This window comes from Rhodococcus sp. 21391, from assembly GCF_016772255.1.
GTDB lineage: Bacteria > Actinomycetota > Actinomycetes > Mycobacteriales > Mycobacteriaceae > Rhodococcus_F > Rhodococcus_F opacus.
Window position 1 is genome coordinate 1,189,793 of sequence record NZ_CP063782.1, and the last position, 22,129, is coordinate 1,211,921.

General features: G+C 70.5%; 9 protein-coding genes. All 9 read right to left on the bottom strand.

Translation table 11 applies throughout. The annotated features are described in order from the left end of the window. Positions 1-223 precede the first annotated feature (223 nt). The 9 genes from GO592_RS40400 to GO592_RS40440 all read right to left on the bottom strand — a co-directional run bounded on the left by GO592_RS40400 (position 224) and on the right by GO592_RS40440 (position 22,120). Positions 224-2,941 (bottom strand): P-loop NTPase fold protein, encoded by a 2,718-nt coding sequence (locus GO592_RS40400; RefSeq protein WP_007297904.1) that lies wholly within the window; start codon positions 2,939-2,941, stop codon positions 224-226. Positions 2,942-4,804: 1,863 nt separating this feature from the next. Next, the gene (locus GO592_RS40405) at positions 4,805-5,272 is read right to left on the bottom strand and encodes a hypothetical protein (RefSeq protein WP_039951512.1); all 468 of its coding nucleotides are present in this window, start codon (positions 5,270-5,272) and stop codon (positions 4,805-4,807) included. An 8-nt stretch (positions 5,273-5,280) separates the two neighbouring features. Continuing rightward, positions 5,281-12,132, bottom strand: coding sequence for a hypothetical protein (locus GO592_RS40410; protein WP_202715248.1), 6,852 nt, complete (start codon positions 12,130-12,132; stop codon positions 5,281-5,283). After that, on the bottom strand, positions 12,129-14,153 hold the full coding sequence (locus GO592_RS40415) for an AAA family ATPase (protein WP_157234336.1): 2,025 nt from the start codon (positions 14,151-14,153) through the stop codon (positions 12,129-12,131). The genes GO592_RS40410 and GO592_RS40415 overlap by 4 nt, the downstream gene beginning before the upstream one ends. Then, the gene (locus GO592_RS40420; protein ID WP_007300276.1) at positions 14,111-15,613 is read right to left on the bottom strand and encodes a hypothetical protein; all 1,503 of its coding nucleotides are present in this window, start codon (positions 15,611-15,613) and stop codon (positions 14,111-14,113) included. The genes GO592_RS40415 and GO592_RS40420 overlap by 43 nt, the downstream gene beginning before the upstream one ends. A 3-nt stretch (positions 15,614-15,616) precedes the next feature. Next, positions 15,617-15,820, bottom strand: a complete 204-nt coding sequence (locus GO592_RS40425) for a hypothetical protein (protein ID WP_007300277.1) — start codon at positions 15,818-15,820, stop codon at positions 15,617-15,619. Next, entirely contained in the window at positions 15,817-17,856 is a 2,040-nt protein-coding gene (locus tag GO592_RS40430) for a hypothetical protein (protein ID WP_007300278.1), read from the bottom strand. The genes GO592_RS40425 and GO592_RS40430 overlap by 4 nt, the downstream gene beginning before the upstream one ends. Continuing rightward, positions 17,853-19,712, bottom strand: a complete 1,860-nt coding sequence (locus GO592_RS40435; RefSeq protein ID WP_007300279.1) for a hypothetical protein — start codon at positions 19,710-19,712, stop codon at positions 17,853-17,855. Before GO592_RS40435 ends, GO592_RS40430 begins: the two co-directional genes overlap by 4 nt. Further along, on the bottom strand, positions 19,709-22,120 hold the full coding sequence (locus GO592_RS40440; protein ID WP_007300280.1) for a YncE family protein: 2,412 nt from the start codon (positions 22,118-22,120) through the stop codon (positions 19,709-19,711). The genes GO592_RS40435 and GO592_RS40440 overlap by 4 nt, the downstream gene beginning before the upstream one ends. Positions 22,121-22,129: the final 9 nt, after the last annotated feature.

Below are 22,129 nucleotides of genomic sequence, written 5' to 3' on the forward strand. Positions count from 1 at the left end.
TCACCCCGCAGTTGTCCCTCGGAGGAGTAATGGATGCCGGTCGAGCCCGGTTACGACGCGACCAGCGGGGAAAGACAACCGTCCCACGGGTGCAACCCATTCAGCCCAGCCTGAAATCGATTCGGGAAGCTCCAGGCCGGCATCGTTTGCGTTCTCAGTGACCTTGACAAGGGCAGAGGCAAGGGCTTGCCACGACTGGGCCTCAAGGGGGGATTGACGGGCATCAGCGGCATTCCACCATCTGTGCCCGCTGCATTTCGGCATGAGCTCGCCCAGAAATGCGTGCCAGGTCGATGTGGGGACATTTGCTGCCTTGTGGTGAAGATGAGTCAACAGTGCGGGACCAAGACCGGGGAACCCAATCAGCGCGGCGAGCAAAGACCATTGCAGGCCTTCGAGCAAGATCCGCGTCAGTCTGCGAAGCGGCCTCAGGGACTGCGCCGCTTTGGAGTCGGCTGATCGCCGAGAGCAGTCCATAGCTATTGGCCAAGCGCTTAACCGAGCGGGGAGTAGTAATCAGCGGCGGACCAAGCAAACGGATCAGCGTGAGCTCGTCATCGGTGAACGCCAGCGGGTCGATACGCTCGACAATTCGTGCGGCAGGAAGATCGACCGCGCTGTCACCGTCGTCGACGATGACGTCGTCGACGTCTGCGTTATTCAGCGCCTCCACAAAATTTGGAGGGATCGGACGGCCCTCTCGGTGAAGGCCCTGGACTGCAGAAGTGATACTGGATTGAACGGCACCAGGGCCGAGGAGGTCATCCAGCATGCTGGTATAGCCAGATGTCGACAGCGGGGGCAGAGTGAATACCACCTGAAAGATCTTCTCTAGGTATTGAGCGGGGGTGGACGCCCAATGCCCTTCGTCATCCGGGTCGACCTCTGGACCGCCCTCCTCGAGGATTTCTGCCATGGCTTGCGAAGGATCCGGGAGGGTCAGCAAATCCTGATAGTGCACGGCAATAGAGCGGAGTAGCCAGCGAGGATCAACGGCGACCACGACGACGAACAATCGGACCGCGAGGAGCAGGTGAACCGCCTCGAACAGTCCCACCACACGCTCCGGCGGGCACCTGTCAAGGTCGTCGACGTAGAGCACGATCCGGTCAATACGAGGTAAGTTGTCGCCAGCAGCGTCTGCAACGTCACGGGCGTCTTTTTCTTGATCGGTTTCTTGATCAGTCGATTCGAGGTGGGCCCGTGTGAGTAGGTCCGCCATTCGCTCGAAATCTTCCCGAATCTGGGTCATCAAGCCCAGCGTGTGACGGTAGCCGCCTTCGGCGACCCTGTCTGTGACCAAACCTGCTAGCTGTCCGGCAGCAGTCAGGTCCTGTTGCTGGCGCAAGAGAGCGGCGCGTCTTGCGTGGCTGTGGGCGATCATCTCCTTTAGTTGACGTACCTTCTTATTGGTGGAGTCTCCCACTGCCTTCCGGGCTTTTTTGATCGAAACTGCAACCTTATCGATCGCCCGGTGGACGGCTACGATGCCAGTCACGAATCCAACGAGCCCGATGCCGCTCGCGAGACTCCGGAATAGAGGCAGCGCTAGCCAGAAGCCGCCGGCCACGCCCACCACCACAGCCACAGCCGGTACCCAGAACCACCACGGCAGAACCCGCTGTAACATGCCGATTTGTATCCCCTTCATGCGGAACCATGCAAGGTGGGTGGTAACTGCCTCGTATACCTCATCAGTGAGTTCGGGATCTAGATCTTCGAGAGCCTGGTGTATCTCAGATTTCTCGACACGGGCAAGAGCCTGCTCCAATCGCTTCCCTCTAGCACCTTCGGCGGCTATTTGTTCTGGGAGTTTGCGCTTGGCGATCAAGTCGGCTTCAAGCCTGGAGTGCTGGCGTTCTACCGTGTCGATGTCCTCGCCTACTTGGGGTTTGGCGAGTTGGCTGAAGATCTCGGCGACGAGGCTGGCCCAGAGGTCGGTCTCGGCGTAGTGCCACGCGTTGAACCGCACCTGCCGAACATTGTGGTGAGCGAACGCGTCTCCACCCTTTGCGCTGACCTTTACCCTGTCCTCGAGTAAACCGAGGAAGTGGCTTTTGCCTTCGCCCCAGTCCCCGAACAAGCCCACCGCGAGCGGCGGCTTGGCGGACCTCGAGGTAATCAGCTCGGCTAGCGCGGTCGCCTCCTTAATGCGGTCAAGTCGGTCCTGATCGCTGACCTCGTCGGATCGGTAGGACGGCCTTCCGTGGGACTGCTCTTCGTATACCTCCCACAGATCCACCGCGTCGGCGTTGTCGCTGCCGGTGGCCAGCACCGGCCGGTCGTCGACGCGCGCCCACGCCCCCCACAACACTTGACTTGTTGCGGATGCCCTGAGCAAAGTTTCGGTGCTCGTGCTCGAATCCCACAGGCGCACCTCGCCGTCTTTGTCGCTGCCGGTGGCCAGCACCGGCCGGCCGTCGACGCGCGCCCACGCTCCCCACAACACCGGGCCGGGGTGCACGATCATCGAGTCACCGACCTCGGTTCCGGTGCTCGGATCCCATAAGCGCACAGAGCCGTCGTCGCTGCCGGTGGCCAGCACCGGCCGACCGTCAACTTGAGCCCACGCCCCCCACAACAGCTTGCCGGTCTGTCTCGTCGGGTTACCGGTCTGAGCTCTGGTGGTCGGATCCCATAGGCGCACCGTGCCCTCGCTGCCGGTGGCCAGCACCGGCCGACCGTCAACTTGAGCCCACGCCCCCCACAACACCGGGGCTGGGTGCCCTTGCAATGGGTAGAACGTATGTCGGGTGCTCAGATCCCACAGGCGCACCGCGGCGTCGTCGCTGCCGGTGGCCAGCATCGGCCGGCCGTTAACTTGAGCCCACGCCCCCCACAACACCGAGCCGGTGTGCGCGCTCAGCGAGCCGCCGACCTCGGCACCGGCGCTCGGATCCCACACGAACACCCCGCCGTGGTCACACCCGGTGGCCAGCATGTGTCGGTCGCCGACGCGCCTCCACGCTCCCCACAACACTTGGCCTGTATGTCTGTCCAACGGGTCACGGAACGGACGTCCAGCGCTCAGATCCCACAGGCGCACCGTATGGTCGCCGCCACCGCCGGTGGCTAGCACCGGCCGGCCGTGGACTTGAGCCCACGCTCCCCACAACACCTGGCCTGTATGCCCTTCCAACGGGTCACGGAACGGACGTCCAGCGCTCAGATCCCACAGGCGCACCGTATGATCGCCGCCACCGCCGGTGGCTAGCACCGGCCGGCCGTGGACTTGAGCCCACGCTCCCCACAACACCGGGCCGGGGTGCCCGGTAGGCACGGCGGCGAGGGCATTCAACTGCAACGTGGATGAGACCGTCGTCGATCGATCAATGCCACCAGAACTGCCCGACCCGCTCGACTCCGACGTCGTCACGCTCTCTATTCAAATAGACCAAGAGCGCGATGAGAAGAGACCGGGGAGTCCATAAACTTTTTCCCGGCGCGATCGATCTGCGGCAGAGCCGAGGCGCTCGCGAAAGTAGCCGAAGCGGAACGGTTGCGGGGCGAGGAGGAACGTCGCCGCCGGGACGCCGTGTCCCGGGCGCGTGAAATAGCAGGCCCGGGCGGAGGCCGACGCCGCCGCGGAGGACGCGTACGCGGAACTGGCGCGGATTCAGGCCGAGGCCGCTGCCGCCGTGGAGGCCGCGGCGAACCGTGAACGTGAGGCCCGCGCGGAACTCGAGCGCGTCCAGGCTGAGGCTGAGGCTGAGGCTGAGGCTGAGGCTGAGGCTGAGGAGAGGATTGCGGCCCGCAGTTCGATGTTCGTTCCGGTCCGCGCCGGCACGGTAACAACATGCGGGTCCGTCGACGGGTCCAGCGTGGTCAGTGGCGGCAGCACCGGAGGATGCTCGGCGGGGAGGTCGCAGGGGGGAGCGGGCACCAGGAAAGGCTACAGGGCCCACCTGGGGCACCGACTCGAGAGATACAGGCCGCCACACACCAATCCACGGAACCCCGCAGATCAGGACGGGTGACGGATCGCCGGTCTGGGCAGTGAGTGGCGACCTGTTGCTCGTCGCGAGAGTCACAGTAGATCGTCCCTCCGACATTTCGCCTCGGAGGGCAGAAACCGGCTTCAGGTACGGTTTGTTTACCGCGGTAAACAACGGACAAAACAGACATTGGCGTCGTCCCGGCTGCGGCAACTAATGCGGTTCGAGAAGGTGAGATTGCTATGACTGCCACTCCCGGCTCACTGCCCGACTCTGCAGTGGAACCGCCGCGGCAGCCGTCACTGTCGCCGCGCGAGCCGGAAATCCTTCGGCTGTTGGAATCAGCCTGGGCACGATCAACACCCACCTGATCCGGATCTGAGCGAAGTGCGCCGCCGTCGGCCGCCCAGTGAAGGACGAGACCAGCCTGCTGATCCAGGCTCACCGAAGCTCGCAGCCGCGTCGTCGAGGCGAACGACGGACGGAGTGAACGTTGACCGATCGGCTGACCATGGTCGCGAGCCGCGCTTCGCCGCAGGACCTATGACACGGATCTTGAGCTCAACGAGAGCGCATGGACCCGACCTCGATTTTGGCACCCGGCTACGCGGGAGCGAGGAGCTCGGTCGATCCCACCGGGTCGTGGCCGTGCGGCGGGCGTGACCCGGTGGGCGAAGGGGCCCCATGGCGATGACCCAGCAATCTCCGACCGTACGGATCGAACTCCTCGGGCGGTTCCGGTGCGCGGTAGCTCGACCAGTGGCGCTTCCGGTGACGCGCGTGCTGCCAGCGCTCCGATCAACCCGGCGTCATTGGGTTCCCTCCTGAACTAGATGACCCGACTATGGCGTCGGCCCGTCACGCGCCCGTCACAGACGCCGCTCGGATCCCCTCCGCTGGCGGGTGATGCGGCTCAGCGACGCGTCCACCGCGTCGGTCACGACTGGCGGGAGACGGCGGTGCCTAATGACGTGCAGCCGTGGCACGGCCTTGACCACTCGCAATTCTCCTGCGGCCAGCACGGCGCGCAGCAGGCCCTCGGATGGATCTGTGGATGCAGTCTGGTCCAGCATTGCCAACACCTCAGCCGCGTGGATTAGCGGCAGCCCGACAGGTGGCGCGGCCCGCGCCCGCCACACCCGCAGCATCGCCACCGGGTTCATCTCATACGTCGCCCGCTCGTCGTCGCGGCGGAAGCGCGCCAGCTCCGGCTCGTCGCGGATCAGCGGCGGGGTCAGGGTCACCGGCCCCCCCGCCCAGCCGGCGCCGACGGCGGCGTTGTGTACCGCGGCGTACGGCACCTCCGGTCGGATCAGCCACGTCCCAATCTCCTGCACGGTGGGTCTCACTTCGGGTCCACTTTCGCCTTCTCGGGCACACCCATCTGCACCACCCGCTGGTAGGCGGCGCGGTCGGCGCTGGACTTCGTGGCCAGCCGGGCCAGCGCCTCTTGCAGGTCGATCTGCTGCTGTGGGGTCAGGGACCCGAGGTCGAGCAGCACGCGCATCGGGACGGTGGCGCCAGAGCCCTTGACCGGCACGCTCCGCTGGGCCGTCGCCAGCACCTGGCGGGCGGTGGCGTCGGGGTCGAAGGTGGTCTGCTGTGGGAGGACCTCCACGTGCAAGGGCTGCCCCTTCGCGTCGAGCATGAAGCGCCCGCCCGGCTCCCACCGGACGTTCCCGGCATCGAGCAGCTTCGCCTTCCGCGCGAAGATCACCGCCTCGGCCACCTCGATCGACGCGGGGCTGATCCCGTTGGGTCGCTGGGCGAGCGAGCGGAAGAGCTCGCCGTCGGCGATGTCGCCGCCCTTGCGCCGCTCGAGGCGGTAGCGCTCCATCGTCATGAACCACGACTCGGCCTCGGCGATGTCGCGGGCCGGGATGGGGTCGCCGGGCTTTACGGTCACCTGCTTGCCGAACTTCTTCTGCAGCCGCTTCTCGATCTCGTCAAGCTTGCCGGCCGCGATCCGCGTGGCCTCGCTGGTGCGCACCTCGACCCGCACGCGGTTGGCGTCGACCGCGTCGATCGCGGCCTTTACCTCCTGCTCGGTCATCCCTGCAGCGACCCACTTGCCGTCCTTGGACAGCTCGACCAGCTTCTCGCGGAAGCGCTGCAGGTTCTTCTCGAAGTTGGTGTCGATGGCGCTGAAGTCGTTGACCGCGCTGCTGGTGTAGCTCTTGCCCTCGCCGACGACGATGACGGCCTCGACGCCCTTGCCCTTCTTGCGGAACTCGGGCATCACGTCGTCGAATCCCTGCCCGCCGGCGGTCTGGGCGTCGAGCTGCACCCGCTTGACCCCGCCCCCGGTGGCGTAGTCGGTGACCCGCCGCGCGTTGTCGATCTTCATCCGCTTGACCCCGCCCCCGGTGGCGTAGTCGGTGACCCGCCGCGCGTTGTCGATCTTCATCGCGATCTCGGCGACGCCGCCACCCCAGCGACCGACCTGCCCCGACTTCTGCCAGGTGTTCGTCGAGACCATCCGCTCGAGGACCTTGTCGACGAGCTGCCCGGAGGAGTCGTAGATGCTCACCCACCGCGACCAGCGCGACCCCTCCTTGAAGGGGACGTCGTCGACCCGCATGTTGCCGTCGGGGAGCTTGGTCTCCACCGGGTCGGCGTCCATCCAGGCCAGGAGCTTCGGCTCGGCTCTGCCCTTGCCCTTCTTGGCGAACAGCCGCGGCTCCTCCGCGAGGAAGTCGGGGGGCTCGAGCGAGCCCGACCTGATGCGCTCGAGCCCGCCCCCGTCGAGGTCGAGCAGCGTCGACCGCCGCTGCGACAGCACCTCGAAGGCGCTCTGGGCGTCGTCGAAGCGCTCGGCGAGCTCGGCCGCCCGCTGGGGGCTGAGGTCGGGCTTGGCCAGCTCGTCGTCGAGGTCCTTCATGAGCTTGGCCTGAGCCTCTAGCTCGAGGTCGAGCTTGGCGTGCCACGCCTTGACCCGGTCCTCCAGGGAGGTCGAGGCCCACTCGGCGAGCCTGCGCTCGTCGAGCAGCGCGACCCGTTCGGCGTTGACCGCGTCCTTGATCTGGCGCGCGTGGAGGCCCTCCTCGCGCAACGCCGACAGCGGCGCGCCCTCGCGGATGACGACGATCGGCTCCCCGTCGACGACGAGGGTGACCGCGTGCCCCTTCTCGGCACTTCCGGTCCGGGCGGTGAACTCGGCGTCGGGCATCACGATGATTGGAGTGCTGGCGTACTTGCCCCGCTCCGCGGCCGGGATGCCGTCCAGGAAGTGCTTGGTCATCTCCCGCCGTGCTTCGCGGACCGCCTCGGCACTCGCCACCGCCTCGGCGGTGCCCTCGGCGAGCGCCTTGTCGAAGTCAGCCACGGTCTTGCCGGGGAATTGCTTGAGGTACTCCCGCCGCGCGGCTAGCCGCTCCATTGGCGACCCGCGGTGGGCCAGTGCGTCACCGGCGATCTCTCCGGACGTGAGCGACTCGGCGGTCGAGCGCAGGAGCACACGGTCCGCCGCGATCTCGGCCCCCGAGCCCGACCGGAGCATCCGGAGGTGGTCGACGGCGGCGCCGAGCACCTTGGGGCCGTACGCCGACACCCCGTGCACCGCGGCGCCCACGCCGATCCCGATCGCGGCGGCCATGCCTGCCGAGGTCGCGACGTTCTTGAGCGGATCGCCGCGCCAGGTGCTCCGCTCCAGCATCGCGCCGGTCACCGCCGACGGGACCGATTGGGCCATCTGCTCCGCGGCGAAGGCGGCGGCCCGGTGGAGAAGGGGCTTGGCCATCTGCTGCTTTTCGATCGCCTTCACCGACGCGGCGAGGGCCGCCTCGGTCGCGCCCGTCGGCTTCGGCAGCTTCAGCAGGATGTTGCCCAGCCGCGCCGTCAAGACCGTCACCACCGCGTCGACGACGCCGACGATCAGGTCGTTGGTCAGCGCGTGCCGGCTGTAGGCCGCGCCTAAGATGCTCTGCTTGTTGGCGATGGTGGCCGCGGTGCCGGCCAGCGAGGCGGCGAGGCCGATGATGACCGGTCCAGCCGTGCCGCCGGTCGCGACCGTGATCAGCACCGCGACGGTGACGGCTGCGGCGACAGCCGCGATCTGGGCCGTCCGGTCGACGTAGGCGTCGACCGCTTCTCGGTAGTGGTCGGCGACGATGTTGGTGGCGGCCCGAGCGTCCCCCACCGCGGCCTCCGCCCGGCGGATTGCCGCCTGGTCGCCGCTCCCGACGGCGCTCTGGTAGGCAGCGTACTTCTGGTTCGCCCGGTCGTAGGCCTCCTGCAGGATGGCCAGCTCCGGGCCGACGGCCTGCTTCCGCTCGGCGGGGTTGTTCTTGAAGTAGACGTCGCGCTCGTACTCGAAGCGCCGGGTTATCGCGGCGTGCTCCTCCTCCGCCGTGGTCGGGACGCCGCGCAAGGCCTCCCGGATGTCGAAGCCGTCGCGCTCGAGGCTGGTGTCCTTGTCCTTCCAGCTCCAGTCGCCGGTCTCGGACTGGAGCCGGCTCACCATGTCCTCGCCGCCGGTGTTCGTCTTGTAGTCCGCGCTGATCCGGGCCAGTTGCTGCTTGGTCCGGCCCGAGAGCGCCCCGACGATCGGGTCGCGCTCGATGCCCCGGCCGGCCACCCCGTACTGCACCGCTTGCGCCGCCGTCAACCCACCGCCGTTGGCGAGCCGGGCCAAGGCCTCTCTCTCGCCGCTGAACTGGGTCGTGTCCTTCACCATGTAGCGCAGCGCGTCCTCGGCTTTGCCGCCCCAACGCCACGCGTAGCGGTCGCCGAAGGTTTTCGACACGTCCTTCATCCACTCGGCCGCCAGCTCGCGGGCGATCTCCTCGGTCGCCTCGCGGCGATAGGCCTCGATCTCCGTCGGCGCCGGGCGCCGGCCACCCGCGGTGATGCCGTCCTTCTGCATCAGCTCCTGGGCACGCTTCTCGACCTGCTCGCGACAGGAGTCGGCGCGACGCACCTCCGCCAGCGCGTCGTTGTAGGTGCGCTCGAGCTCGGCGTTCATCTCCGAGTCGGAGGTGTAGAGGCCCTCGGTCGTGCGCTGCAGCCTCGTCGCCCGCTCCCCCGCGCGGTTGACGGTGAGCAGGTCGATGGCCAGCTCGCGGCGGGTTCCCCAGAGGTTGCGGGCCATCGCGGTGTGTAACGCGCTCTCACCGCCACCGGGCAGCTCGGCGCCGAACTCCTTCTCGTAGGCGTTCTCCATGGCGGCGGTCCGGCGGCGCACCTCGTTGTCGACCTCCTCCGCCGACCAGGCCGAGGTGGCCGGGTCGGCCAGGACTTGGGCGCGGATCCTCGCGAAGATCTGGTCGAGACCCGGGGCGTCACCATCCGTGCCCCGCCGGATCCAGCGGTCGAACTCGATCGCGTCGATCCGCGCCTGCAGGTCGCGCACCTGCGGGGGCGCCGGCTCGCCCGGCTTGCGCTGGACCCGGTTGATGTCCAGGAGGATCTGCAGCTCCCGCTCGCCCCGGTCGTCGGCGACGGATCCCTTCTTGTCCAGCCAGCGCCGCCCGCCGAGCACCGTCGTCAGGTGCTCGCGGACGTCCTTGTCCTTGACAACGTCGTCCGCCTCGCCGGGCGGCAGGTTGCGGATCGCGTCGAGCGCCCGGTTGGGGTCGTTGGAGAAGATGCCGTCGGAGTCGGCGATGACCCCGCGTGCGTGCTGCTTGCGAGCCTCGGCCGCGCGCGGACCACCGTCGTTGCCCGCCAGCCCGGCCGCCTGGTCGTAGTCGGAGCCGGACATCTTGGCGCCGATGCGCCACTGCAGCGACTCGTTGTACGTCAGCTGGTAGGTCTGGTTGAGCAGCTTCATGGCCGGCCCGTCGACACCGGTCAGCGCGGAGATGACGTCGCTTTCCGCGGTGCCGTGCCAGACCTCGAAGGCAGCCCGGAGCTTGAGGACGCGCTTCGAGAGCGCGCCCGAGCCGTCGGGGAAGTAGAGTTCGGCCAGGTCGGAGGCGACGGCCTTCGTCGTCGGCACGATCTTGAGCACCTGCTCGCGCAGGGAGGCGACCCGCTCCTTCTCGTGCTTCTGCTGATAGCGGCCGACCAGCATTGCCGCGACGGCCGACATGGGGTCGTCCTTGTCGCCCGCGGCGAGGAACACCCGCGCGACCGCCATCTGCCGTGCGTCGAGCTGGGCGGCCCGGTCGGCGCACACCTTGTTGTCCTCGTCCTTGACCCGGAGGTACGCCGCCGAGGCGAAGCGGATGTCGCCCAGCAGACGGTTGCGCACGCCGTCCTGCTCGGCCTGCGTGCGCGCCGCGACGATCTCGCCCTCCTGGGTGCTGGCATCGGCGGCCGCGCGCCGCTGCGTTTCGTCCGCGGACACGTCGCGGCGCAGCCGCCTGTCGGCCCACTCGCGAAGCGCCGTCCGCGCTGCCAGGCCTGCCTTCTGCAGCTCGTCGACTAGACCCTTCGCGTCGAACGCGACTTGCTCGTTGCGCTGTTTCATCGCGACGGCCAGTTCGTCGACCGCCACGTCGTACCAGAGCTTGGAGCCGAGGTTGGCGGGTCGGCGCTGACCGATCGGCTTCCTCTCCTGGAACGCGTCGTCGGCCTTGCGATAGGCCTTGAGGTAGGCCGCCTGGTAGATCTTCAGCAGCTCGACCCGGCGGTCCCGGGCCGCCTCGATCGCCACCACGCCCTTGCCGATGTCGTCGCGGATGTAGCCAAAGCGCTTCTCGACCAGCTCCTCGACCAGCTCGGGCTTGCGACTGTGCAGGGCCAGCCGCAGCCGCTGCACCTTCTCGGCCTCTTCGCGACGCTTGGCGGCCTCGATCCGGGCGATCTCCTTCTGCGCCTTCGCATCGAGCGTGGCCGCCGTCTTCTGCAGCACCAGCTCTGCCTCGGCCGCGACGTGCTTCTGGTGGGCCTTGAGCTCGCGGTCGCGCTCCTCGACGGCCGCGGTGAGGTCATCCTGGGCGACGTTGGCGGCCGCGAACAGCACCTCCATCTCGGCGCCGAGCTCCTTCTTGATCTCGCCGCGCATCGCCTCGGTGATGTCGGCGCAGTATATGCGCATCCCCTTGGGCGGGAAGGCCATCTCGCCGTAGGCCTGGGTGACACTGTCGGCCTTCTCGGGCACCGAGGAGAGCACGATCGCCCGCACTCGCGCCACCTGCTTGCCCTCGAGGGCGGAGTGCGCCTGCAGCAGGGGCGGCGGCGGGTCGCGCCGTACGTCGAGGATGACGGGTGGGACGACCGGCGCGGCCTCCGGCTCGGGCACGGGAGTCTTCACCGCCGCCTTCGCCGTGGCCGCCTTCGCGCGCGCTGCCTCAGTCGCGTTCACCTTCCCTGTGTCGGCCCTGCCGGCGTCCGGCTGGGTGACCGGCACTTCGACCTGGAGCTCCTCCTTACCAACTCCCTCGACCGGCCCGAGCACCGGCACGGAGTCGTCGGGCATCGGCTTGATCGCGGGCATCGGTACCTCGGGCAGCCGCTTGTTCAGGGCCACAGTGATCGCCTCGGTCGCCTTGGGTACCGGGTCGATCTCGATCGGGTCGATCGGCCGGGGCGGGGGGATCCGCCCGCCCCCGCCGATCGATCGGGCCCGCATCGCGCGGGCCGTTGCCGCACTCAGCCGCGGCTCGAACACCGCGGACAGCGGGGCGGGCTCGGGAGCGCCGTACGGCAGCGCCTCGGCTGCGGCCCGGAGCCCCGAGACCAACTCCTCGGGTGTCGTCACCGATCCCGGCGTCGGGGCCGTCACCGCCGCCCCCGTAGCCGCGGCGGCGTCCGGCGCGCCTGCAGTCGGGGCCTCCGCGGCCGCGACCTCTTGCCGAGGCGCCGGCGGGGCGCCGGCATGAGCCACCTCGGCCTCGTCCTGCGCGGTCCGCTCGTAGGCGAATCCGCCGAAGTCGAACGCTTCCGGCGCCTCGGCCGCCGCCTTGGCGCGGCGCGCGGCGGCGTCCGCGCCGAGACGTTCGGGCACCTCCGGGCCGGCGGCAGCACCGGCCGACTCCACCAGCTCTTCGCCTGGTACCGCGGCCGCGACCTCTTGCCGAGGCGCCGGCGGGGCGCCGGCATGAGCCACCTCGGCCTCGTCCTGCGCGGTCCGCTCGTAGGCGAATCCGCCGAAGTCGAACGCTTCCGGCGCCTCGGCCGCCGCCTTGGCGCGGCGCGCGGCAGCGTTGGTCAGGCCCGGAACCGGGCTCGACTCCGAGGTCTCGGGGTCGCGGGACGACTCGCGCCGACCCCGCAACCGGACCGGAGCGACTACGGGGGTCGGACCGGTCACGCCGTCCCCCACACGGGTGTCACCAGCGGGGCGAGGTCCGCCAGCTCGTCGCGGGTGGGCGCCCGGCCGGCCTTGGCGAGCTCCTGCACCGACGCCCGCACCAGGTGACCCAGCGTGATCTGCCCGCCCTCGGCCGCGGCAGCGTACGCCGCGTTCAGGGCCGCCGTCCGGATCGCCCCGCCAGCCAGCTCGAACCGGTCGGCCACGGTGTGTAGGGCACCGTCGTCGGCGACCGGCGCCGAGCCCGGCACCGACATCCGCCACAGCCGGCGACGCAGGCCCGCGTCCGGCACCGCGAAGTCGACCCGTCGGCTCATCCGCCGCGAGAAGGCCTCGTCCAGGTTGTGGCTGAGGTTGGTCGTCAGCACGGTGACACCGTCGTGCTCTTCGATGCGCTGCAAAAGGTAGGCCACCTCGACGTTGGCCCAGCGGTCGCGGGCCTCGCGCACGTCGCCGCGCCGACCGAACAGCGCATCGGCCTCGTCGAAGAGCAGCATCGCCCCGCTCGCCTGTCCAGCCTCGAGCACCCGGTCCAGTGCCTTCTCGGTCTCGCCGAGGTACTTGTCGACGACCCTGGCCAGGTCGACGACCCACAGCTCGAGGTCGGCCGCTCCGGCGATCACGGCCGCGCCCAGCGTCTTGCCGGTGCCCGGCGGGCCGGCGAACAGCAAGTGATAGCCGCGACCACCCGGACGACCGCCGAAGCCCCACCCGTCCAGCACCCTGGCCCGGTTGCCGAGCGCGCCAGCGATCTCACTCAGCTGGCGCTGGGTCGCTGGCGACACCACCAGGTCCGCCCAGACCACGCCCGACAGCCCGGGCCGGGCCACCGAGGTCAGGTCGCGCCACACCGTGCGACGAGCGGCCCGGCGCAGCGCGGCCCGGTCGACCTTGCGTCGTCGCGCCGCGACCCGCGCCCGGGTCGCGGCGTCGTCGATGGCGCCCGCCCCGAGTATGAACTCGACGCCGACCGCCTCAAGCACCTCCGGCGACGCCTCAAGTCCGACCTTGGTCAGGGCGGTGCCCCAGCGCACCGTCCGCGCACCGCAGTCCAGGGGCTCCACCACGACGTCGCGCCAGCCCGGCGGCGGGACCCAGCGCGCGCGCCGGTTGTTGCTGAGAGCGACGGTAGCGCCGAAGGCCGCGGCCCGCTCCGCCGCGTCGAGCACCCAGCGCTCGGGGACCTGGTCACAGCGCAGCACCACCGGCGCCCCTGCCAGGACCGCACTCCGCGCGAGCCGCCCGACCGAGACCGGGTCGGCCGGGACGCCGGCCAGCGCCGCCAGCTCGGCACCGTGCCCCGCCGCCACGGTCTCGGCGTTCTGGCGGTGGTCGGCTCCAAAGACCGCCGACGGCACGCCCGGGGATCGCCGGCTCGCGGCCCGCAGCCGCCCGCCGGCCCGCGGACGCACCCACTGCACCGGCAGGTCCTTCGCGGTGGTGTCGCCGGCCCCGACCAGCCAGGCCGAGGCCACGATCCGGTCATCTAGCGACGAGGCGCGTCCACTCACCGGCAGGACCCGCACCACGTCGTACCAGGTCAGACGCCCGTCGGAGGCGCAGACCGCTCGAACGTCGCCGGGCTGCAGCCCCACACACCCGGCGAGCTCGGCCGCGAGCCCGACGCTCGGCAGCCGGTGAGTGGGGTCGTCGCCGAGCGCGGCCACAAGCGGCCGCAGCCGCGGCTCCAGCTCCACGGCCACGGCCAGCGCGGCGACCAGGCGATCTGCCCGGGTGAGCCCGAGCCGGTCCGCGGCGGGCCAGTCGGCGCTCCACTCATCGAACCAGGTGCCGAGCTCGGGCCGCCAGGGCGTCGCGGGCAGGGTCGCCGCTCGCCAGCTCGCCAGCGCGTCGTCGGGGTCAATGGCGAGAGCCCGGAATTCGTCAGCGCCGCGGTAGCGGCCCTCGAACTCCTGCCGCTCCCACGCCGCGAGGAGGACCGAGGCGACCCAGTCGACACATCCGGACGGGGCGGTCATCAGTCGGCCTCGTGGACGACGACCACGGGGACGGCCATCCATCGGCACCGATACGTGAAGGCGTCCAGGCAGGCGAGGGCCAGCAGCACGTGCAGCTGCGGGCGGGGCAGCTCGACGACCACGGCGTCTTCGTCGAGCCGGACCGAGCCGCCGAGGGGCAGCAATCGCTCGGCCAGGTACGCCGCCCCCGACCGCCCGAAGCCGGGAAGGTGCGCGGCGAACCTGCGCAGGAGCGCCCGGCCCACGAGTGCGAGGCGGGCGTCGACCGCGGCGAGCGGCGCGAACCACTCGTCGTCACCGGAATGCCGCCAGCCGAGGATCTCGTCGGCGCCGAGCTCGTCGAGCCACCGCGTCAGGGGGTCGAGGAGGGCACACACGTCGTCGGTGTCCTGCTCGCGCCGGCGCGGCTCGGCCCCGGCTGCCAGCCGGACGGCGGGGTCGTCGGCGGTGGTCTCCCGCCCGAGCACCGCTGCGAGCAGCAGCGCACGCGCGTCGCCGGCGGCGCGGGTGGCGCCGGCGAGGGCGTCGCCGGGGCCGTCCTCCGGGAACAGGTCGTCGAGGTCCGGCGCGAGCAGGAAAGCGACGGAGCCGACGGCAGACAGCCGGTCGCCCATCGAGATCATCTCAACTTCCGCCGCGGGGGCGTGCTCGTCGAGTGCTTGCGAGTCACCGACCGCGGTGTCTGCCGCTGGGCCGGGCTCGGCCGCGCCTTCGAACGTCCGAATCTCCTCGAGGGCCTTGGCGGACGCCGCCGGCTCGACCGCCCAGACCGCGGCCACCGCCTGGCAGGGATCCATGCCTGCGGAGACAACCTCCCCCAGCAGCCGGAGTCGGCGCTCGACCGCGTGTGTCGGGGTCACCGAGCCGCCAACGGGCGACCAGGCAGAGCGCCGAGCCCAAGCCTCGGCGAGAGCAGCCGCGTTGGCAGAGGTCGCGTGCAGCCGACCGACGGCGGCGGAGAGCCGCACAGCCTCGGAGGGGGTGGCTCGATCCAGGAGGCGACCCCAGCGCCCGGCCGCCACCAGCGCCGCGACCACGTCGAGCAGCCCGGCGCCGGTGGACCGCGCGGCCGCGACCAGTGCGTCGCTCGCCCGCAACCCATCCAGCGCGCGGAACCCGTCGAAGACCCAGCTCGCCGTGTGCCCGTCGAGCACGGCGCCAACATACGCCGCGACGTACGCCGGTCGGCCGGCGAAGCGCACGGCATCGGCCGACGGCCCGTCGTGGACGACCCGCTCGACGGCGGCGGCCATCGCCCGGGCGATGGCCGCCGCGTGGCGAGCGGGGTCCGGTTCCGACGCGGGAACCCGCACGTCCAGGTGCACCGAGCGCAGCAGCCAGCACGCGCCGGGGTCGATCTCCTCGAGCAGGGCGAACGCGTCGGGGACGGCCTCGGCCAGCGGGCGGCCGACCGCGGCGCGCACCCGCTCGACCGCCGGCCCGTCCAGGCCGCGGGGCACGAGAGCCTGCACGTCGACGCGACCGACCGATGCGACGGCCATCGCTCAGTCCTGCTGGACGGCGCCGACCAGGTCCCGCTCGACGTCCGCCGGTTGCCCGGTGAGCTCCTCCAGGATCTGCACCGCGCCGGAGATCCGCAGCATGCTGGTTATGAGCTGCTCGCGGCGCTGATCGAGCTCGGCCAGCGCCTGCTCCCCGGCGTCCAGCTCCGCGCGCAGCTCGGCGAGCCGCTCGTCGATTGACGTCATGTGAACTTCCTCCCGATGGCGACCACGGTGATGGCCGTGTGGTTGTCCTGCTCGTACTGCGCGTGTGACTCCGAGCAAAAGGCGGTGCCGAAGGCGCCGTTCGGGTTGAAACCGCCCAGCTGTGCCCAGACGTGCTGCGGGATGGCCCCGGTGCTCTCGGCGTGGAAGGGGCTGCTCAGGAAGAGGTCGAAGCCGAGGCTGAAGCCGCGCATCACCACGAACGCGGTGTAGACCTCGTCGAACTCCCCCGCCCACGAGACGTTCCAGCTGCCCGGGGCTCCGACCGCACCCGACGAGCCGTTGCGCACCGTCGCGTCCCGGGTGACGACCTTGACGACCGACTGCACGGATACGAGCCCGCCCTGCCGCACCTGGAGGGGGCCGAAGACCTCGACCGCCGAGGGCGTCCCCGAGACGCCGACGACAACGTTCCTGCCGGTGCCGTAGTTGAGGTAGAGATGATCAGCGCCGTCGCTGCCGACCTGCTTGCCATTGACGTGCCTCGCGACCAGCACGCCGTTGCCCCCGGACCCGACCGTGAGATTCGAGGCGGTGGTGGCCGCACCGTAGACGTGGAAGGTGTTGTCCTCGTCGAGCTTCATCATCAACCGGCCGCTGCCGCCGGGGCCTCCCCGCACGTCGACGTGCGTGCCGCCCTGGAACCACGCCATGTCGTGGTGGGTACGGAAGTACAGCGTGTAGGGCTGGACGCCGATGCCGTAGGCCCCGCTGGTGCTGCCCCAGAGCTTGAGCATCTGGTGCGTGACCGACCCGAAGTCGAGCGAGCCCTCCTCGTCGAGCACCAGGCGCCGCGCGCCGCCCGCGCCCGGCGCCAGCTCAGCGGGGTCGTGCTTGCCGCCGGTGAACCACGCGAAGCGCTGCGGGCTGCGGAAGTAGAGCGTCCCGGACGCCGTGCCCGAGGCGGGCCGCTGAGTCCCGAGCCCGTACGCCGCCGACGTGAGCTCGACCTCCTGCAGCGCCGCCGGACCGATCTCCAGCGGACCGACGGGAAGCCGAACCCGGCCGTCGGCGCGCACCTCGACCGACGTCGTGCTCGCGTCGCCGGCGCTGATGGACAGCCGGGTGGTCGCCTCGACGGCCGTCCCCAGCTGCAGCCGCAGCCGGTGCCCGCCGCCGACGCTGTCGCGCACCAGGGTCATCGGCACCCCGTCGTCGGCGCCGGCAGCCTTGGTGAACCGCAGCGCATGCCCTTCCATCCACAGCTCGCGCTCGGCGTTGACCCGGCCCTGGATCCGCAGCCGGCCCTCGACCCGGGCGAACTCGGCAGCGTCCGGATCCGCCGCCGGCATGCGCCGGGCCACCCGCAGGGTGTCGTCGGGCGAGAGCACCACGGCCGCTATCGAACCCGCATAGCGGCGGCCCTGCTCGAGCCGCCCTGCCGCGGCCTGGCGCAGCCGGCGCACCGTGCCGTCCCACCGGACGTCTCCCAGTCGCACCAGCCAGCGACTGCGCCGCGGCTCGATCGGCACCTCCTGGTAGGGCACCGATGTGTCGGCCGGGATCGCGGTCGTCCCGGACGGGGCCGGGCGGGGCGCGGTGACCGCGCCCTCCACGATCACGTCGGTCGTCTCATCGACGGGGTCGACGACGAGCCGGAAGTTCTCGACGGTGCGCGTCGGCTGTCCGTCCAGACAGTCAGCCCAGCCGTCCTCCGCGGGTCTCGACGGAGTCTCGTCGAACTCGATCCAGACGCTGCGGTGGGCGTCGTCGACGAAGGCGTCGAAGAGCGCGGCGTCCACCGGTGTGCGCGCCATCACCACGATCTGGCGCCCGTAGCCGTCGACGGCCATCCCCGGCGTGAGGTGGACGTCGACGAGGGTCGGATCCCCTGTGTCGGGCGTCTCGACCAGGTCGAGTCCGACGACGATGCCCCAGGTGTGCCCGCCGAGCTCGTGACGCGCCTGGGTGCGGCGGTGGTAGTCCTGCTCGACCTGGAAGTCGCTGGTCGTGAGGTATTGGTTCTCCGAGTAGCGGGTGCGGGTGACGTCCAGCGCGGTGGTGGGAAGAGTGGTCACGACCCGCCTCCCGGCATGCCGACCGTAGCCCGGGCGCCGCTCACCCCAACGATCGTGCCCCCGAGAGTGAAGAGGGTGGCGGTGTCACCCTTCGCGGCGCGTGGCACCAGGTCCCTCCCGAGCGCTTCGGCGCGGTCCTGCACCTCGACGACCTCGACCTTGATGCCCTTGCGCTTCAGGGACGCCCGCGCCTTGGCCACGTCGGTGTGCAGCAGCGGCGCCAGCAGGGTGGTGTCCTTCTCCCCGGCCAGCCGCTCCTCCGCCCGCATCAGGCCGGCCCACGGCTGCAGACGTCGTACGGCGGCGGCGGCGCGGGCCTTCCAGAGACCGGCCAGGGCGAAGTTGTCAGCCCTGAGCGAGCTGAGCACCGAGTCGAAAACTCCTGAGTTTAGCGATCCGAGGAGGCTGCTGTTGTAGGACCGCTTGTATGCCTTGGGCTTGTCGCCGTCCTCGGGCACGACGAAGCGGCGCGTCGGGATCGGGAAGCAGCAGACGAGCGCGGCGAGCCAGCTGAGCACCGGCCCGATCGGCATCCAGTACTCATGGGTGACGAACGACCCGGCGTACCGGCGGCATGACAGGTTGCAGATCCGCGTCACCCGGCCGTCCTTGACCGTGACGCAGGCCAGCATCACGCGGTCGTCGCAGGTGTCGGGCGGGCAGGGCGGGAGCAGGCTGAAGCAGATGCAGTCGCGAAGATAGACCAGTACCAGGATGATCAGCGCCTCCAGCGCACCGAACAATCGCTGGCGGTATTCCTCCAGCGTCTCCTTCTCCCGGTCGTACGGCGAGCAGTCGATCTCGAAGAGCGCCTGCGGCAGCGCGCACTCGGTGTGCAGTGGATCCCTTCGGTAGAGCTCGACGACGTTCTGGTAGAGCGTGCAGATCGCTGTCCGGTCGGTGTCGTGGCTCGCGCTGACCCGGGAGCCGAAGGCGAGGGCGAGCGCGCTGGTCTGCATGTTTTTGGTCAGCCCCCGGCTGAGCAGCGGCCGCATGCACTTAATGCACTCGACGACCTTCAGCGGGAACGTGCCCGCCATTCGGTCGGCGAGCTCCTCGTCGCAGCAGCCACCGTCGCGACCGGCGACGCCGAACTCGTAGAGCTCGCTGACCCGGCTCGGCTCGCAGTCGGCGGGCGCCCGCCGCGCGGGCCGCCCTGCCTCGTTGCACGAGCAGGAGCTGCGGCCCGACGTGCCCGAAGACCCGCCACACCCGCACCCGCTCGTGCGACTGGTTTGCGAGACCGAGGGCGCTCCGGCTCCGCCGCAGCCGCCCTTCGCCGAGCTGCCGGAGCCGCAGCCAGCGGAGCATGAGCACCCGCCCGACGAGCGGTCGCAGCCGCACGAGCCGGCCGCCGACCCGCCGAGCGGCACCACGACGCGCCCCTGCTTCTCGACGTAACGGACCCACAGGCACCAGGACTGCTCATCCTCCTCGCACCCCTTGGCCTCGGGGATGCGGGGCGGATCGCAGTCCGCGGCCCGCTGCTGCCGTGTGCACGCGTTGACGAGGTCGACGACGTCGACCGTCACGCCGCCGGGCAGCACGATGTCGGCGCCCTGCGGGTCGATGGCGTACCCGGGGCGGACCACTACGCCGGGCCCGCAGTCGTCACACTCGACCTGGAGGCCGCAGACCACTCCGGTCCCGTGGAGGAACCGGTTGTGCAGCCGGTCCTTGTCGATCATGTACGTCGTCAGCGCGGTCAGCTCGGTGTCGGTGAGCAGCTGACCCGCGAAGAACCGGGGCCGCACGAACGTGTGCAGTCCCGCGCACGACGAGCAGCCGCAACCGCTGCCGTGCCCGTGGTCTGGGGACACCCGCGATGTGGGGCGGGCGATATCGAAGATGCTCACGGATCCTCACTTCCCAGAACGAACCAACTCTCGAAGCGACCACCTTCGATGTGGTCGCCGGTGGGACAGCGCCTCGCCAGGCCCGGACCCAGGTGGTTGCCGTCCAGCGCGAGCTGCCCCTCACTGCCGTCGAGCCTCTTGCCGACCCGGGCGGAGAGGATCGCATCACCGTCGAGCACGACCCAGTAGACACCCCTCGCCACCTCGCCACCGAGCCGGATTCTCACACCGGTCACGTCGTCGGGCGCCGGGTCGGAGCCGAAGTCGGTGATCAGGTCACCGCAGCCCGCGTCGACGCGCACAGGCTCGGGCTGCCGGTCCAGCGCGACCCAGTGCCAGCCCTGCTCGGTGGCCGTGTCGGCACGGGTGCGGACGTAGACCGCGACCGACATGAAGTCGAGCGTCGAGGGGTCGATCGGCTCGGTGAAGCCGACGATCAGGCCGAGCTCCTGCAGCCGATACTGCGCGTCCCTCCGCACCGTGCCCTTGTGCTCCCATGAGAGCGCGTGGATGCGGGGCAACTCGACCAGCAGGAACTCGCCCTTCTCGCCCTTCTCGCCCTTCTCGCCCTTCTCGCCCTTCTCGCCAGGCTCGCCCTTCTCGCCAGGCTCGCCCTTCTCGCCAGGCTCGCCCTTCTCGCCCGGCGGCCCTTCGGGTCCCCTCGGGCCAGCCGGCCCGACGGGGCCCGGCTCCCCGGTCGCGGCCGGGCGCTTCAGCAGGCACTCGACCGCCACGGCCAGCTGGCTGACGCTGGGCAGCAGCACCCGACCCGAACCGGTGAGGGTGTCGCCGGTGAAGGGGTCGCCGGGCTCCCACGACTCCACCGTCGTGAGCACCAGACAGTCGGCGGTGCCGCAGTCGGGACAGTCCCGCTCGCCGAGCGAGGCGCCGCAGTCGCTGACGGACAGGTCGAGCAACGCGATGCCCGAGCCCACGGGTGCGTCCGCACCGCCCGCCGAGCCCACCAGGACGCGCGACCGCACCGGGTCGATGATGAGTCCGAAGGGGCCGTCGCCAACGAGCTCGGCGTCACCGGCCGTGGTGTCGCCGGCGCCGAGTGTCACGAGGTCGAGCACCCGCACGGTCCCGGCGTCGTCGGTGTCGCGGGTGCCCGCGACGGCCGCCCACGCGCCGCTCCCGGCCACGGCCAGGGCGACAGGCTCGTCGACCAGGCCGCCGTCGCCCCCGACCTGCGTCAGGGTGCCGGCCGCGAGGTCAGCCGTGTAGAGCCGGGCCACCTTCGCCGACGCGTCGGCGACCAGGAGTCGCTGCTCGCCCGTCGCCGGCACCGCTGCCACCAGCAGCGACCCCGTCAGCGTCACTGACTGGCCGCTCGCGGCATCCGTAGGGTCGACGAGCATCACCGTGCCGTCCCCACAGCCGACCGCCCAGCCCGCGTCGTCGGCGAACGCGGCGACAGACGTGGGATCAGCCCCGGTCGAGACGCTGCCCTCCAGCGAGGTCGACGACCCCGCGCCCGTGTCGGCGTCGGCCGACCAGGCGTGGACCGTCGCGTCGTCGACGTCGAGCGCCACCAGCCCGCCACCGGGCCGGGCAGCCAGCCTCACCGCACCCGACGGAGCCGCGGGCAGGGCGAGGGAGACCACCGTGCTCAGGTCGGCGGAGTCGAGCACGAGGACGGCGTCGGCGTCGGCCACCGCGACGTACACCCGGCCACCGGTGCGTGAGACCGCTACGTCGAGGCCGTCGGCGGGCAGGGGCAGCACCGACAGCACCGCGCCAGTGCTCGCCGTGAAGGCGAGCAGGGATCCCTCGGTCAGAACGTAGGCCTTGTCGCCGGCGGCGTCCAGCGCGAACCCGAGGGTTCCGGCCACGGCGAGGCTGGAGGTCCATTCCAAGGTCGCCGGCATGACAGGCGCAGGCAACGGTGCGTCGATGACCACGCCGAAGCGGTAGGAGTCCAGGACCCGGCTGGGCCGGCAGGAGTCGTGGTCGCAGATCGCGTCACCACAGCCGCAGGCGTCGAGGATCGTCTCGACCTCCTCCGCGAGGCATTCCCGGTAGGACAGACACAGCTGCACCCGATGCGGGCCGGTCATGGGGTCGTCGCCGTGGTCGGCGGTCCACTGGTCGAGCACGAGCTGGCGCAGCGGCACGACCTCCTCGTGGGTCAGCAGGACCTCGTTGCCGCAGCAGTCGACGGCGGCGCCGAGCGCGACCACCACATAGTCGGGGCGGCAGGCCGGATTGGGGTGCTCGCCCACGTCGAGCCCGCAGACGATCCCGGAGCCGTGGAGGTACTGGTTGTGGCGGGTGAGCTTTCCCAGCAGATAGCGCTGCTCGTCGGTGAGGTCCCGCTCGGTCATCAGCTTGCCGACCCACCACAGGTTCCGGGAGAGCTGCGGGCTCTGGCAGGTCTCGCAGCACCGGGTGCTGGAGGCGTTCATCTCGTTCTC